Consider the following 17,329-nt stretch of genomic DNA (forward strand, 5'->3'; position numbering starts at 1 on the left):
TTTGGTGCCATTTAAGGGCATAATGAGACGGGAGAACTATTGACGTAAAATACATATAATAGTAGAATTATGTCGAACTATCTTCTTACTTTATGAAAGATGAGTTGCTTACGGATAAAGGGTGATTATCTTGCAAAGTATAGTGTTACATCTTTTCATAAATGCTGTATCAAAGGACTGTTAATGTGGAAAGGGAGCAAAATTTAACAGTCCTTCTTTGCTTGTGAGGCTCGTATGTTCATTGCAGATCGTAATACGTTCCTTTTCTAAATCAGAAATTGATAGATCCGATAAATCGATGCTTGACAAATCAAGCGTGTATGCTAGAATAGAAGATAACGACGGCATTTTGTCGGAAATGATATGGAAAAGCAAAGAATGTGTTAGTAGATCATTGCAATTCTTACAGAGAGAAGAAGTCACCGGCTGCAAGCTTCTTTAAGTTCAGGCAATTATCGAATTTCCCACAGGAGCTGCATGTTTGAAAAGGAGTAGAGATACTGCTTAGTAGAAGATGCCGGGTGATGACCGTTATTCATGAACGAAGAGCTTATTACAGTTATGGAACTGGAGTAAGAAACAGGGTGGTACCGCGGATTTAATATTTCGTCCCTTATATGACAAACTAGTGTCTGTCATATAAGGGATTTTTTGCGTAATGGAGAATGATCTAATTACCAAACCCCGTTGCTATAGATGAGCACTAGTGATTACCGTTAGCGATCAGAAAGGAGATCAGAACATGAAAGAAAAATTGAAAGCGATTGTAGACGAAGCGTTGGCACAGATCAATTCTTCAGAACAATTAGAAAGATTAAATGAGATTAAAGTTGCCTTCCTTGGAAAAAAAGGTGAATTAACTTCTGTGTTAAAATCTATGAAAGAGGTAGCACCAGAAGAAAGACCAATGGTTGGTCAGATGGTAAATGAAGCAAGAGAAAAGTTAGAGAGTTGTTTAGAAGCAAAAAAAGCAGCTTTTATGAAAAAAATCAGAGAAGAACAGATTAAGAATGAAACCATTGACGTAACATTACCAGCAACAAAACCAATGGTTGGACACCGTCATCCGAATACCATTGCGTTAGAAGAAGTAGAAAGAATCTTTGTTGGTATGGGATACGAAGTTGTAGAAGGACCAGAGGTAGAGTACGATTACTATAATTTTGAAGCGTTGAACATTCCAGCAAATCATCCAGCAAAAGATGAACAAGATACTTTCTATGTAACAAGTGATTCCCATAGTAACATCGTTCTTCGTACGCAGACTTCTTCTATTCAGGTTCATGAAATGGAAAAGGGACAATTACCAATTCGTATGATTGCACCAGGTCGTGCATTCCGCTCAGATGAAGTAGATGCAACCCATTCTCCTTCTTTCCATCAGATTGAAGGACTTGTTATTGATAAGAACATTACATTTGCAGATTTGAAAGGTACATTAGCTGTATTTGCAAAAGAAATCTTTGGTGAAGACACAAAAGTGAAGTTCCGTCCACATCATTTCCCATTCACAGAGCCAAGTGCTGAGATGGATGTATCTTGTTTCAAATGTGGTGGAAGTGGTTGCCGTTTCTGTAAAGGAAGTGGTTGGATTGAAATCTTAGGATGTGGTATGGTTCATCCACATGTACTTGAGATGAGTAAGATTGATCCAAACGAATATACAGGTTTTGCATTTGGTGTAGGGCTTGAACGTATCGCTTTACTAAAATATGAAATAGACGATATGAGACTATTATACGAAAATGATACACGTTTCTTAAAACAATTTTAGATGCAAGGGTCAAAAGGTCATTTCACTTTGTGCTTGCAAGGAGGTGAATATGACGTGTTGACCCGCCGAGAAATGAGCATGGAGCAGGAAGTGCGGAATGCGAATGTCAAGTTGAAAGAATATCAAATATCAAGAAAGGAGCCATGCGATGCCTTCTTTCAACTTGTTTAATTGGGCAAAATCACAGGAAACTTGTGATATGCATGGGGAAATTATGAATACACCATTATCATGGATTAAAGCTTATGTGCCAGAACTTGATGTAACAGCAGAAGAATATACAGATGCCATGACATTGTCAGGTTCAAAGGTAGAGGGATATGAAAAGTTAGATGCAGATTTAGATAAAATCGTTGTAGGTAAAATCTTAAAGATTGAGAAACATCCAGATGCAGACAAATTGATTGTTTGCCAAGTACAGATTGCTGAAGACGGTACAAGTGTACAGATTGTAACAGGTGCACCAAATGTAAAAGAGGGAGATGTTGTTCCAGTTGTACTTGATGGAGGCCGAGTAGCTGGTGGTCATGATGGAGAAAAAGTAGCTGGTGGAGTGAAGATTAAAAAAGGAAAACTACGTGGAATAGAATCCTGTGGTATGATGTGTTCCATCGAAGAATTAGGTTCAACAAAAGAGATGTATCCAGATGCACCAGAGAATGGAATCTATATCTTCAGTGATAATCCAGAATATGATGATCTAACCATTGGATCAAGTGCCATTGAAGCATTAGGATTAAAAGATGTTGTATTTGAATATGAAATCACATCAAATCGTGTGGATTGCTTCGGTGTTTTAGGTATTGCCAGAGAAGCTGCTGCAACATTTGGTAAAGCGTTCATTCCGCCAGTAGTGGAAGTGAAGGAAAATAATGAAAAAACAGCAGACTACATTCAAGTAGAGATTGAAGCAAAAGATCTTTGCCCACGTTATGTAGCAAGAGTAGTAAAGAATATCAAGATTGGTCCTTCTCCAAAATGGATGCAGAGAAGACTAGCAGCTTGCGGAATTCGTCCAATTAATAATCTAGTAGATATTACAAACTACGTTATGGAAGAGTTTGCTCAACCAATGCATGCGTATGATCTTGATCAAGTAGAGGGACATAAGATTGTTGTACGTCGTGCAAAAGATGGAGAAGTATTTGAAACATTAGATGGTCAAGAAAGAAAATTAGATTCTTCTATCTTAATGATTTGTGATGCAGAGAAACCAATCGGTTTAGCTGGTATTATGGGTGGAGAGAATTCAAAAATTACCGATGATGTAAAGACCGTATTATTCGAAGCAGCATGCTTTGATGGAACGAATATTCGTTTATCCAGTAAAAAAGTTGGTTTACGTACAGATGCATCTGGTAAATTTGAAAAAGGATTGGACCCAAACAATGCAATGGATGCCATTAATCGTGCTTGCCAATTGATCAATGATCTTGGTGTCGGTGAAGTTGTAGGTGGTTGTGTAGATGTGTATGATGAAGTTCGTCAACCAAACCGAGTAGCATTTGAACCAGAACGAATCAACCAATTATTAGGAACGAATGTTGATGCAGAAACCATGATTGGTTACTTCAAGAAGATTGATCTAGATTATGATGAAGCAACAAAAGAAGTTGTTGTACCTACTTGGAGACAAGATCTTCATTGTATGGCAGACCTTGCAGAGGAAGTTGCACGTTTCTACGGTTATGATAATATTCCAACAACGTTACCTAAGGGAGAAGCTACAACAGGAAAATTATCCTTCAAGATGAGAATTGAAAATGAAGCAAGAGATATAGCAGAACATTTTGGATTTAGTGAAGCAATGACGTATTCTTTTGAAAGTCCAAAAGTATTCGATAAATTATTAATCCCAGCAGATGATACATTACGCAAAACAGTTGTAATCTCAAACCCATTAGGAGAAGATTACAGTATTATGAGAACGGTTACCCTTAATGGTATGTTGACTTCATTAGCAACGAATTATAATAGAAGAAACAAAGATGTACGTTTGTATGAAATTGGTAATATCTATCTTCCAAATGCATTGCCATTAACAGAATTACCGGACGAAAGAACACAATTAACATTAGGAATGTATGGTGCAGGTGACTTCTTCGATCTAAAAGGTGTTGTAGAAGAATACTTAGAAAAGATCGGATTGAAAAAGATGAAAACGTACGATCCAAAATCCGGAAAAACATTCTTGCATCCAGGAAGACAAGCAAACATTATATATGATGGAACTGTAATCGGCTATCTTGGAGAGATCCATCCAGATGTACTTGATAACTATAATATTGGAGAAAAAGCATATGTTGCAGTACTTGATATGCCAGAAGTTGTTGCTCGCGCAAGCTTTGCAGTAAAATATGAAGGAATCGCCAAATATCCAGCTGTAACACGTGATATCAGTATGGTTATGGAAAAATCCATCTTAGCAGGCGATGTAGAAGCAATCATTCGTAAGAATGGTGGTAAGATCTTAGAATCTGTAACATTATTCGACATCTATGAAGGTGCACAGATTCAAGCAGGTTATAAGTCTATGGCATATTCCATCAGCTTCCGTGCAAAAGACCGTACGTTAGAAGATAAAGATGTGAATGAGGTAATGACCAAAATCTTAGATGGTTTGAAGAAGATTGGAATTGAATTACGTCAGTAATCAAGTAATTGCATAAGAGAAGGTGTACATCATACAAAATCGTGATGCACCTTCGCTTACGTAATGGGAACCAATACATTAAAGCAATACCAAATATAAGAATAACAGAGGGCTGTCGCAGTTTTATATTGTATGAATACATTCATTGCGACAGCCTTTTTAGACAAACTTTTGACAAATATATGTGATAATCTACCAATATAATATGGGAAGATTATGGACGAGGATGATCCGTATCCTTCACGCAAAGAACAATAGGAGGAAAAGATATGAAGAAAATAGCAAGGCGAATTGCAGCGTTTATGGCAGTTCTTTTACTGGCTTCTAGTATAGCAGTTCCACAGTATTCGAAAGCTGCTACTGCTGCGCCAAAACTTAATGTAAGTAAGAAGACAATCTATGGTGTAGGAACGACCTACAAGTTGACGGTTAAGAATCAAAAAGCAGGTTGTAAATATGCGTGGAAGTCTTCTAATAAAAAAATAGCTACAATTAAGGGAAACAAGGGAAGTGCAACCGTAACGGCAGTAGCCAAAGGAACGGCAAAGATGACTTGTACGATTACATATTCCACAGGAACAAAACGTACTTTGACTAGTAATATAACAGTAAAAGTACCTGCAACTGCAGTAAAGATCAGCAATGCAAATCTAGTGAATAATGTACAGACAATGTATGTGGATGAAACTTTTGATTTTAATCGTAAGATTACACCATCGGGATCTTCTGATAAGACATATTGGTCTGTTGAGCCAGCGGAGTATGGTACAATCGATAAGAATGGTGTATTTACACCAAAGGAAGCAAAAATATTTACAATTACAGCAACGGCAGCAGAATCAAAAACCAAAGCGGAAACAAGCTTAATTAAACACAGTGTTACAGTGAATGTATTAGACCGTACATCAGGTGTTGCTTCTGTTGCTTTAAAGGGTGCTAACGAATTGGTTATTACATTTACAACAGCTGTTAAGCCATCTACTGTAGTGAATACAGAGACAAATCAATTGACTTCGGCAATTGTTATTGCAGCTGCAAAAGATGAAAAAGGAAATCTTGCTACAGATTATGGTACATTAACTGCAAAGTTATCTGATGATCAAAAAGTATTAAGCGTTACCGCATCCAATACGTTCAATGGTGTGTATACTGTTAATGTATCGGATCAAGTGCAAACAAAAGATGGAAAAGCAATTGATCCATATGTAAAATCAATTTCCCTAGTGGATACGGTTGCCCCTGCATATCTTGGTACAACATTAGATGATTCAGGAATGAAATCTACCTTGAATTTCAGTGAAGCACTTGATGTTAGTAAATTAACAGTAGCATCGGTACAAAGTGCAACGGCTATGTCAGCAATTGAGAATGCAGCTTTAATGACTCCTTCTAATTATGTACTTTCCGCTGACAAGAAATCACTTATGATTGACCTTTCAAGTATTGGGATAACAGAAGCATCAAAAACATACAACGTAACATTACAGGGAGTCAAAGATATTGCTGGGAATTATTCTGCACAAAACTTTATCTCTGTATATGTATACTACGACTCAAGTGCAAAACCACAGGCTACGGTAGTGAACATTACACGTACTGCTTATGAAACAGTAACTGTACAATTCAGCCGTTCGATTCAACCATATGGAACAGGAGTTTTGTCAGTTAATAATACGCCTGTCTATACGGGTACCGTAGACCCAGATAACAATAAATTAGTAAACTTTACATTACCTACTGATATAGCTGCATTATCTGGAAACCAAACGGTATCCATTCAAGGCTGGAAAGCATATAACGTAGCTTCTACGGATACTTCCGCGAATACACCTGTTACAAGAGTTGTAAACTTCTCACCAGATACGGTTGCACCAACTATAACAGGATCAAAATTAGTAAATACCAACGGTGTATATACATTAACATTAGAATATTCTGAGCCAGTAACGGTTGTAACACAAAAAGGAACTGTGACAGCAAAGATTACAACAGCAAGTGATGATATCTATCCAAGCAATAATATCAATTATGTGGCAACGGTAGATAAGAAAACAGTAACTCTTGTTTTAGACAGCAAGCAGATGACAATCACTGGAACATATGAAATTGCACTTCCACTTGGATTTGTAAAAGATGCTTACTATAATAAGAGTGCGAAAACAAGCGTTACACTTTCTTCCAGTGCAGCAGCAGATACCACATTACCAGCTCCAACAAGTATTGCACAATCTACATCAGATGCCAGTGTGATCATGATTACATTTAAAAACAAGTTGGATGTTGATTCAGCACAAAATGTTGCAAATTATCTTGTGGCAGGTGCAGTAGTAACCAAAGCCGAATTAGAATCCAATTCAGCAAGTTTATCCGTTGTTAAATTGACATTAGCATCAGGAAGTATCAAATATAATTCCAATTATCCAGTTACAATCAATGGGGTAAAGGGTTATAATAATTCGTATAATGCAATAACAAATTATACACAGACGATTACATTGAAAGAAAATGTTGCACCAATCATCGTATCTTCAAAATTAACCGATGTAAAAGATGGTGTTGTTCTTACATTTAGTGAACCTGTAGTGGGAATTGCAAGCTTTGATGTCTATGTAAATGGTGCGATTTTCAAGAAATCAATCGAGACATCAGTGTCTTACAATACAGGAAATAATACCATTACGGTATACTTTAACAACATTGTAACCAGTGCTTCAGGGCTTACATTAGTTCCTGCAGCTGACAACAGTCTTAAGGATGCAAATGGCAATGTAGCGGATATTAGTTCAACGGTGTATGTATATTAGGAGGATAAGAATGAAGCATAAGAGAAGAAAAAAACTGGCATTACTGCTGGTTCTGCTCTTACTGGTACAGATGATTCAGCCAATTGGTTTGGTATCGTCAAAGGCTGCAGCAGCTCCAAAGCTTAATAAATCCAAAATTACCTTGAATAACGTTGGGGATACTTATACTTTGGTCGTAAAGAATAAAAGAAGTGGATCAACTTATAAATGGTCCTCTTCTGATAAGAAAGTAGCCACCGTAAACAAGTACGGAGTAGTAAAATCAGTGAAAGGTGGTACTGCAACCATTCGTTGTAAGATTACGTTAAAAAACAAGAAGACAAAGACACTTACATGTGCAGTAACCGTACGTATTCCTGCAACAGCAGTATCCATATCCAACAAGAAATTAACCACCAATAACTGCCAGACCATTAAAGTGGGCGAACAATATGATTTTAATCGAAAACTTACACCAAGCACTTCTACGGATTCTACCTATTGGGAAGTTGAGGATACCTCTATCGCAACCGTGGATTCCAATGGTGTTGTAACCGCTAAGAAACAAGGGTTGACTCGATTAATAGCCAGAACAGGAACAAGCAAGTCAAATGCAAAATCTGGAATCATTAATGATGCACTAAACTTATATGTCATTGGTAGTACAGCAGAAGTAATCAGTGTGAACCAAGCAAGTGCAACGGTTATGCAGATTGCTTTCAGTGAACCAATTAATCCGGATACAGTTTTCAACATAGAAGATTCTACTACCTTATTGGATAATATTTCATTCTTAGCATTGCGAGATGATTATGGAAAACAAGCAAATGCATATGGTAAGATTACAGGAACGTTCTCTACAGACTATACATTACTTACATTAAAGAGTGAATCACCATTCAAAGGAAAGTATGAGATCACCATTAAGAATCTTGGAACAAAATCCAAAAAATTAGTGGATAAATATGAAAGAACGATGGATCTTGGAGATACAGTTGCTCCGAAGTATGTAGATACGACAGTAGATGAGACGGGATTGATTGCTTCCATTAATTTTAGTGAACCAATCAACAATTCTGCAATGACAATTGAGACGGTTACAAGAGCAGATGGTGTAACTATGAATGCATTATCAACAGCAGTTTTAAAGAATAAATCCATCTATACACTGTCATCTGATAAGACATCACTTATCGTAAACATGGTGAATATTAATGTGAATGATAAGAATAAGTTGATCTATGTATTAGTAAAAGGTATTGAAGATCTTGCAGGAAACAAGACAGATACGGAATCTATTTCTATGCAAGTATTTAGTGATACGAGTACAAAGGCACAGGCAAATCTGTTGAATATTGAAAGAACATCTTATTACACAATTACAGCTACCTTCGATAAAGCAATCCAGACAACTGGTACATTATACATTAAGGGCGTATCATGTAATGGTGTTATTGATCCAAAGAATAAGAAGGTCGTTAAGTATACGATTCCAGCATCGGTTGCAACATTAACAGGTAGTCAATCCGTTAATTTAATTGGATTCAGTGGATATAATGTTGCTACTTCAACACCAACTACGAATGTTACACGTACAATCAACTTTACCATCACGGCAATGGCGGACGCACCGCAATTAGTGGATTATACAACGGATATGAAGTTGAATATGATCACATTGAATTATTCAGAGAAGGTTCATCTGGAGTTGAGTTCTGGTAAATTAGCGGCATCTGTAACACAGACATTTGAAGGTACATCCTATACGTACACATACTCTACAACGATTCCATATCAGGCAGTTGTTGAAGATAATGTGGTAAAAGTAATCTTAGATGCTGAATATCTGCAACAGACAGGAACATACTTAGTAACAATACCTGCAGCTTTCGTAACAGATGAAGATGACATACCGAATAATAAAGTTGAAACTATTGCAATTATTAAGACAGAAGCATCAACAACACCAAGTTCAAATCCATTACCAGCACCAATTAGTGTTGTACAATCTGCAAATGATAACAGCGTAGTAAATGTTATCTTTGAGAACAAACTGGATGTTACTTCTGCAACTAAGGCAAGCAATTATTCCTTTAATAATGGAGTAGTTGTAGAGTCTGCCACATTAACGCAGAATGATAAGACAAAAGCAGTCGTACAATTGCGATTGGGATTAGCAACTGTTGTGAATTCGGAGGAATACCAGTTAACGATCAGTAATGTTTCTGGATATGCTGGAAGTTATGGATCCATTGATCCTAATCCAATCAAGGTAACACTGAGAGAAAATAATCCTCCAACGTTGATTTCACCAGTGTTAACATCGAATACAACAATTGTACTTACCTTTACAGAACCAGTACAAGGAAGTGTGAGTTGCACGGTAACACAGAATGGTAATCTATTAAGTCAATCAGGTAGTCCGGTAGTTTCGGGATCTTATGTAACAATTTCATTGAGTGAAAGCGTTTCAGGATCAAGTGGTATCTATCTATTAATTAATGGTAATTTGGTCGATGCAGCAGGAAATACAGCAATTATTTCAGATGGCTCAATAGCTGTACGGTAATTCTATATATTTCCTCTTTACCTTTGAACGACAATGCTTTATAATGAATATGTTTCAGAAATTACATCCTTCCAGTATTTGCTAGAAGGATGTAATTTCGTATAAAGGTAAGGAGAGTGGAATCCTTGTACAAGAGGACTACAGATGTGTTACGAGTTGTGCTGTGGATTTTCTTTATAATATATCTGGTGATCTTGACGTATTTTTTATTCTTTAGTGAACAGTTTGGAAGAGTAATGGGCGGAGAATATCGATATAATTTGCAGCTATTTCGAGAAATTAAGAGATTTATTATATATAGAAGAGAAGTTGGACTGAAAAGTTTTTTTATTAATATTGTTGGAAATATTGTTGCATTTATACCATTTGGTTTTATCTTACCAGCCATCAGTCCAAAAAACCGAAAGTTTTTAAATGTTGCATTGTTAAGTTTTGAATTTACATTGTCGATCGAATTGCTTCAACTTGTTTTACAAGTTGGGACATTTGATGTAGATGATATCTTTTTGAATTTGATGGGTGGTATAATCGGATATCTGTTATTTGCCATTGGACACCACATTTTACGCCGATTTCGAAGAAAATCGGTTTGATGGAGGGGAAGCAAAGTGAGAAAAAGAAAGAAACAAGATGATTTTAAGTTTTCAGATAAGTATCATCCAATTCAGGGAATCATAGGAACGGCAATCGGAGGCTTAGTTATTTTATGCATGTTGAGCCTATTCATTATCTCTAGTAGGAGTGGAGGGAATGCTGGACTGTGGATTGGACTTGCAGGAATGGGGAGTTTTCTTTTGTGTATCGCTGGATTTATCTTTTCGGTGATCGGATTTCGAAAACAGGAGATTTACTACCGATTTCCTATAACAGGTATTATGATGAACAGTAGTCTATTTGTTGTGTTTCTTCTATTATATATAGTAGGAATATAAAGATGGACTTCTTTGGATAGAAATGAGTGCGGAGAGCGTACGAAGTGTATTATAGTAATATGAAAGTGAAATGATCAAAAATACTCGATCATTTCACTTTTTTTCTGCATTTTACTTACAAGTTCTTGTAAGAAAAATGTAAGGTTTGTATAATGGAATTTATGATATGATAAATAGATAAAAGTTATAATTATGGCTATTCCATAAACTTGTAATGGAAATATACGGATGTGCCTGTTAAAGGTATCAAGTATTATGAATTTACATGGTGGTAAGAAGGAAGAATACATTGATAATGAAAGGATGGACCAATGACAATATTAATTGTTGATGATGATAAAGAAATTGCAGATTTAGTTGAAATTCATCTGATTGCAGAAGGATATGAGGTATATAAAGCATATCATGGAAAGCATGCATTAGAGATTTTGCAGAAAGTGGAAATACATTTGATCATATTGGATATCATGATGCCAGGAATTGATGGAATTCAATTATGTAAACAGATACGAGAAAATAATGCAGTTCCGATTATTATGCTTAGTGCAAAATCAGCAGATGGAGATAAGATACAAGGACTGGCAATGGGGGCCGATGATTATGTGACCAAGCCTTTTAATCCATTGGAACTAATTGCCCGGGTGAAGTCCCAGTTAAGACGATACACGCAGTTTAACAATGGACAAAATGGAGAAAAATCAGAACACCAGATCCAACTAGAGAATCTAAGCATCAATCGAGAAACGCATACGGTAATTGCGTATGAGAAAGAAGTAAAATTAACGCCTATTGAATTTGAAATTCTATATCTATTGGCATCAAATCGAGGAAAAGTATTCAGTACGGAAGAAATCTTCGAACGTGTATGGAATGAGAAAATTTTTGAAGCGAATAATACTGTTATGGTACATATCCGTAGAATACGTGAAAAAATTGAATTGGGTTCGGGTGCATCCCAGATCATAAAAACTGTATGGGGAGTAGGATATAAGATTGAATAGGAAGCGAGAATGTAAAGTAAAAGAGAATATGCAGGCAAGAATGATACGATATACCATAATTAGTTTGGTACTTGCAATCTTGATTGAGGGAATGGTTTTTGGAGTAATACATATTGGTATATTTGTGTTAGGCAATCGCCCTGAAAGAACTTCCTATACGGAGGCAGAATCGTTATTACCCAATAATACGGTTTTATCGAGTACGCCTACGCCTACCATGGTGGAAGAAACCAATGAAGGACATGGAAATAATGGTTCTGTTGTATGGGTTGTTCTAATATGTCTTATAAGTGGTACAATGATTTTCCTTTGTTTTTTCTTAACCTTCTTACGAAGATATTTTCATTATGTCGATGAATTAACAGAAGGTATTGTCCGGATTACGCATGGTGATTTTGAGACAAAGATACCTGTTCGATACAAAGATGAACTATCTGCAATGGCGAATACCATTAATATATTATCGGTAAGTATACAAAAGATGATAACACAACAAAAAGAAAATGAGCAGTCAAAAAATGATTTGATCACGAGTGTAGCGCATGATCTTCGTACCCCATTAACATCAATTATTGGGTACCTGGATTTGGTCAAATCAGGAAAAGTTACTAATAATGAAACAAAATTAGAATACACGAAGATTGCGTATGAGAAGGCGAAGCGTTTACAAAATTTGATTGAAGACTTATTCACCTATACACAAGTTAGTTTTGGTAAGATTACAATGCGAGGGAGCGAACTTGATATGGTAAAGTTCTTAGAACAAATCGCGGAAGAATTCTATCCAATCTTTCAAGAAGCAAATCTGGAGTACAGTTTTGACACACAAGTGAAGAAAGCGCTTATATTTGGTGATGGAGATCTGTTAGCAAGAACATTTGCGAATCTATATGGAAATGCAGTGAAGTATGGAAGCGCAGGAGAAAAAGTAGAAGTAAAACTGGAAGAAGAGGAAGACACATATGTAGTCAAGATTACGAATTATGGTCAGTTGATTCCAGAGAAAGACATAGATCGAATCTTTGAGCGATTTTATCGTGTAGATAACTCAAGATCAGGAGAAACAGGAGGTACTGGTCTCGGCTTGGCAATTGCGAAGAATATTGTTATGATGCATGGAGGCAGTATAGCAGTAACTAGTACCATTAATGGAACCACATTTTCCGTAGCTCTATTAAAGAAAAAGATGATGTGGAAAGACAAGGATGAATAGGAGATGGAATATGAGTGCAGGTAAGAAACAAATCAGTATTCTAATATGTATCATATGTCTAATACTCACAGGTTGTAATCAATTCACGCGAACAGAAACACAGATTACGGGAAGTGATATAGGTACTTCTCCATTTCCAATTGTAATGGAAGAGGAAGAAAGTGGTGTACAGGTTACAATTGTATATGGATTAAATGGTTATGCAAAAGTAGGAAAATCGATGCGTGTAAAAATGGTGATCCGTACGTTGCAAAAATCATTTAATGGATACATTGCGATTATATTACCCAATCGAGAAAATGAAATTCAATATGATCAAAAGATAGAGGTATCAGCAGATGAAACTACCACATATATTACAGAGATTCCGGTTTTTTATGAAGATATGCCATTTGTCGTAACTTTAAAAGATAACAGAAAGAAGGAGATAACTTCTGTCACTGCTAATGTACAGGCAAATTCGGATATTGATAACCAATATGTTGGTGTTATGGATAAAACTATAATAAGTGATCCGGTATATGAGAAAGGTAAAATTACGTTATTTCAACTGAATGATAAAGAGGTCATGGACTCTTTTGAAAATATTGGACTACTGGACTATATTATTATGGAACAGGAACAGTATTCTCTGATATCGAAATCAATATCGGAGCAATTAGAAGATTGGCTTAATGAGGGCGGAATATTATTGCTTGAAGAACAATCTGATCTGACGAAAAATCGTCTTGTGGAAACAGAAGAACAGAAAAATGTAACCACATTTACTCGATTTGAGGCAAAAGAATATGGTTTGGGAAAAATAATTGAGATACCGAAACTGGAGGATTCTAGTAATTTAACAGATTATATAGAAGCAATCGGTTCAAATAAAAAATTATTCCTAACAACCAGGCTTGATAATGAAGTTAGAGAGAGTATCAATGCAGGAACGGTTTCAAAGATACCCAATATTCTGACATATGTTGCGCTTTTGGGCGCATTTATTCTATTAATTGGTCCATGTTTGTATTGTCTGTTAAAAAAAGTAAAGAAGAGAATCTGGTATTGGTATCTTGTTCCTGTAATATCGATGTTTTTTGTCGTTATTGTATATATGGTAGGTAAAAATACAAGAATTGATCATTCCTATATTCGTTATGTGACAATGACTGAAATTGCAAAAAATGGATTTACCAAAGAAGCAACATACTTTGCGGCGGTAAGTCCTAAGAATCAGACATTAGAAGTTTATGCAGCAGCAGAGGAAGCTTTACAGCCGTTATTTACCATTAGTGATAATTATCAGGTAGGTGAGGCAACGAATAAAACAAATCTTAGGTTTTCTATGAATGTAGAAAATACTACAGGAGAAGAAAACAATTGTTTGATAGAAAATGTACGTGCATTCCAACCTACTTATTTTCAAATTGGACGAACTGTGGATGGAGGGAATAGTGAATATAGCAATTGGGAAACAGAACCGATTACGTGTACAGAGTATCGGATTTCTGGTACGTTTGTTAACACGCTAGGAGTTGATTTGACCAATGCGTGTATCCTATCAAATCATACCCTCGTTCAGATTGGTGAACTAAAAAAGGGCGAGGAAGTAGATCTTGCTAGTTGTGTATATGATTATATCCCTTCATATGATATGTTATTTACTGATAATATGCAGAAACGAATATTTTCCATAGCAGAAGGAGGTTCTGCGATTGAATCAGATACGCGTAATACTCTTTTATCCCATATTATAAATGAATGGAGTTTATCCAATGCAGATGTTAGTTATTTGGTTGGCTTTAAAAAAGATACGGAACCAATTCCGGTTCGTATGGAAGAGCTTGATAATGTGGAATTAGGTTCCCATGTGATTCTGAAAGAACTTCCAGTAGAGTACCAGATGGAGTCAGGAGACACATTCCATCCATCGATCAAGGAGTATATGACAAGTGTCAATGGAGAATATTATGAAGATCTGGATATCATGGACTCGGATTTACTAACGGTAACATATGATTTTCATGACATGGATATCAAACAGATTGCTTACACTAGACATTATAATATGGAATTTTACGAAGATTTAAGAAAAAGCTCAGATATGTGGATTGGATTCTATGGAACGGTGTATTTCTATAACCAACGAACGGAAAGCTATGATACAGTTATACAAAGTGGAGAAGAAACGGTGATTGATCAACTAGAGGATTATCTGGGACAAAATCATATTCTAAAAGTTAAATTTGAAGCTTCTGCAGAAGGTATTAACAGTAACATTAATCATATTCCAACATTAACTGCCATAGAGAAAAAAGAGTAGTGAAACGAAGGTGTCACCATGGAAAACATGTTCCAATGGTTATATAGGAGAATTTGTTTTTCATAAAAAAGTTACTAGATCATTGAAAGGACAGGGTGATTGCATGGTAGAAATTCAGGAGTTGTGTAAGAAATACGGAACACACATCGTACTGGATAATATGAATCTTCACATAGAACGAGGACAGACGTATGGATTAGTCGGACCCAATGGAGTAGGGAAGACAACATTGATCAAAATCTTGGCGGGATTACTTGAACCAGAGTATGGGAGAATCAAGATTGGTGGAAAAGAAACAACCACAAAAGAGAGAAGATCCAATCTGAAAATAGGATATATGCCCGATTACTTTGGCGTATATCAAAATCTAAAATTATATGAATACATGGAATTTTATGCACAAATGTATGGTTATCGTAACAAAGAAATCAAAAATGTAATTATGGAGCAACTAGATCTGGTTCATCTTACCTCAAAAATAGAAGAAAATGTAGATATTCTGTCAAGAGGAATGAAACAACGTTTGTGTCTAGCAAGATGCTTACTTGCAAGGCCCGAGGTACTATTACTTGATGAACCTGCATCGGGACTTGATCCAAGAGCAAGAAAGGACATCTGTCAGATTTTACACCATCTACAAGAACAACAGATTACCATTCTAATCAGTTCCCACATCTTACAGGACTTATCGAAGATGTGTACACATATTGGTATTATGGATGGGACGAAGATGGTTGTACAAGGTCCAGTAGAGGATATTCTTCGGATTGAAGAAGAAGCAAAACCTCTGTGCATTCGATTTACAGAGGTAAATGCAAATCTGTTTCGCTACTTAGAGTCCTATGCATTGATACAGGATTTAAAAGTAGAGGGGACACAAGCAACAATGCGTTTTCAAGGATCGGAAGTAGAGGAAGCAAATTTATTAACCCAATTGATTCAAAATGGTGCAGGAATTTGCTACTTTGCAAGAGAAGAGGGAAACTTGGAGCGTATTTTCCTTCAGATTACAAAGGGAGATTAGTGAAAAATCTTTCACACAGTGATTAAAGAAAAGAATAATCACTAGAAGTAGGAAAGGATAGGAATGATAATGAACAATCCAATCTTTAAAAAAGAACAAACTATACGGACAAGATCACCCAAATTAATGATCTTATTGGTTGCATTTAATATAGGGTTACTCTTGCTGATGATTCTTTCTTTTTTGACCATTTATGGTGTGAAAAGAACGGGAAGTTTAGCTAGATATGAAGATACCTTGTTCCTCTACATTCTAATTGGCATATTTGAATTTGCATTAATGTTATTAATCGTTCCAACATTTACTGCTGGAAGTATTACAGGAGAAAAAGAACGGCAAACATTTGATACGCTGATTACGACAAATCGAAGACCTAGTACAATTGTAATGGGAAAGCTAGGAGCGTCTGTTAGCATGATGGTACTGCTTATCGTATCAAGTCTTCCAATATTAGCAACGGTATTTAGTGCAGGAGGGGTATCCCTAATTGATATTATTCGATATGTAGTTACATTCCTATTAGAAAGCATATTTATTGGAAGCATAGGTATGATCTGTTCGGTATCGTGCAAGAGCACAACGAAATCAACTGTTTTAGCATATATCAATGTTTTGTTACTTGTTCTTGGTACGATTGCAATACTTGGAGCTCTTTATATCTTTATTGGAAAACAGATTAATACAGAAATGAATGATTATAATGCAGTAAAAGAAGTTGTAGATTTAAAATATGGAGTATGTCTATTGTTATTGAACCCATTGGTTACAATTGTAGCACTGTTATTTAAACAAACAGGAAATGTTGGTGTATTTAATGACTATCTTAGTAAAGTGGGAAGCTGTAATTCGTTTATACTAGAGAATTGGGTGGAGATTAGTATTTTTCTGCAGCTGTCAGTAGCAGTGATTTTGCTTTTTCTGTGCATTAAGAAAATCAATCAAGTACCGAAAAGTTAAGCTTATATTCTTCATGCAAGCAGAGGAAAATGCAACTTGTTCACCTTAGATTAAAATAATAAAAAATCACCAAGTGTAGGAAGATACACTTGGTGATTCGCATTCACTTCAATGAAAC

Annotated in this window: 11 protein-coding genes and 1 other annotated feature; all 11 genes read left to right on the forward strand. The window is 36.0% G+C overall.

The features are described 5' to 3' along the window. Positions 1-365: 365 nt before the first annotated feature. Positions 366-617, forward strand: a binding site (T-box leader). A gap of 125 nt (positions 618-742) precedes the next feature. The 11 genes from pheS (at position 743) to HBB17_RS16650 (ending at position 17,211) form a co-directional block, all read left to right on the forward strand. After that, positions 743-1,774 (forward strand): phenylalanine--tRNA ligase subunit alpha, encoded by a 1,032-nt coding sequence (gene pheS / locus HBB17_RS16600; protein ID WP_167958614.1) that lies wholly within the window; start codon positions 743-745, stop codon positions 1,772-1,774. 214 nt (positions 1,775-1,988) lie between these two features. Then, complete coding sequence (gene pheT, locus HBB17_RS16605; protein WP_167958707.1) at positions 1,989-4,427, forward strand: phenylalanine--tRNA ligase subunit beta; 2,439 nt, start codon at positions 1,989-1,991, stop codon at positions 4,425-4,427. A 269-nt stretch (positions 4,428-4,696) separates the two neighbouring features. Continuing rightward, positions 4,697-7,231 (forward strand): hypothetical protein, encoded by a 2,535-nt coding sequence (locus HBB17_RS16610; protein ID WP_167958615.1) that lies wholly within the window; start codon positions 4,697-4,699, stop codon positions 7,229-7,231. 10 nt (positions 7,232-7,241) lie between these two features. Further along, the gene (locus HBB17_RS16615; RefSeq protein ID WP_167958616.1) at positions 7,242-9,779 is read left to right on the forward strand and encodes an Ig-like domain-containing protein; all 2,538 of its coding nucleotides are present in this window, start codon (positions 7,242-7,244) and stop codon (positions 9,777-9,779) included. A gap of 116 nt (positions 9,780-9,895) precedes the next feature. Continuing rightward, entirely contained in the window at positions 9,896-10,372 is a 477-nt protein-coding gene (locus tag HBB17_RS16620) for a VanZ family protein (protein WP_334297190.1), read from the forward strand. Positions 10,373-10,387: 15 nt separating this feature from the next. Then, on the forward strand, positions 10,388-10,711 hold the full coding sequence (locus HBB17_RS16625; protein WP_167958618.1) for a DUF6142 family protein: 324 nt from the start codon (positions 10,388-10,390) through the stop codon (positions 10,709-10,711). Between the two features lie 311 nt (positions 10,712-11,022). Next, positions 11,023-11,712: a response regulator transcription factor gene (locus tag HBB17_RS16630; RefSeq protein WP_167958619.1), complete on the forward strand. Its 690-nt coding sequence runs from the start codon at positions 11,023-11,025 to the stop codon at positions 11,710-11,712. Then, a complete protein-coding gene (locus tag HBB17_RS16635) occupies positions 11,705-12,925 on the forward strand; it encodes a sensor histidine kinase (protein WP_167958620.1) in 1,221 nt (406 codons plus the stop codon). Before HBB17_RS16630 ends, HBB17_RS16635 begins: the two co-directional genes overlap by 8 nt. A gap of 10 nt (positions 12,926-12,935) precedes the next feature. Continuing rightward, positions 12,936-15,230: a hypothetical protein gene (locus tag HBB17_RS16640; protein ID WP_167958621.1), complete on the forward strand. Its 2,295-nt coding sequence runs from the start codon at positions 12,936-12,938 to the stop codon at positions 15,228-15,230. A gap of 10 nt (positions 15,231-15,240) precedes the next feature. Beyond that, the gene (locus HBB17_RS16645) at positions 15,241-16,254 is read left to right on the forward strand and encodes an ABC transporter ATP-binding protein (protein WP_167958622.1); all 1,014 of its coding nucleotides are present in this window, start codon (positions 15,241-15,243) and stop codon (positions 16,252-16,254) included. 63 nt (positions 16,255-16,317) lie between these two features. Then, positions 16,318-17,211, forward strand: coding sequence for an ABC transporter permease (locus HBB17_RS16650; protein WP_167958623.1), 894 nt, complete (start codon positions 16,318-16,320; stop codon positions 17,209-17,211). The last annotated feature ends 118 nt before the right edge of the window (positions 17,212-17,329 follow it).

Source organism: Anaerosporobacter faecicola (assembly GCF_012070565.1).
GTDB classification, from domain to species: Bacteria; Bacillota; Clostridia; order Lachnospirales; family Lachnospiraceae; genus Anaerosporobacter; species Anaerosporobacter faecicola.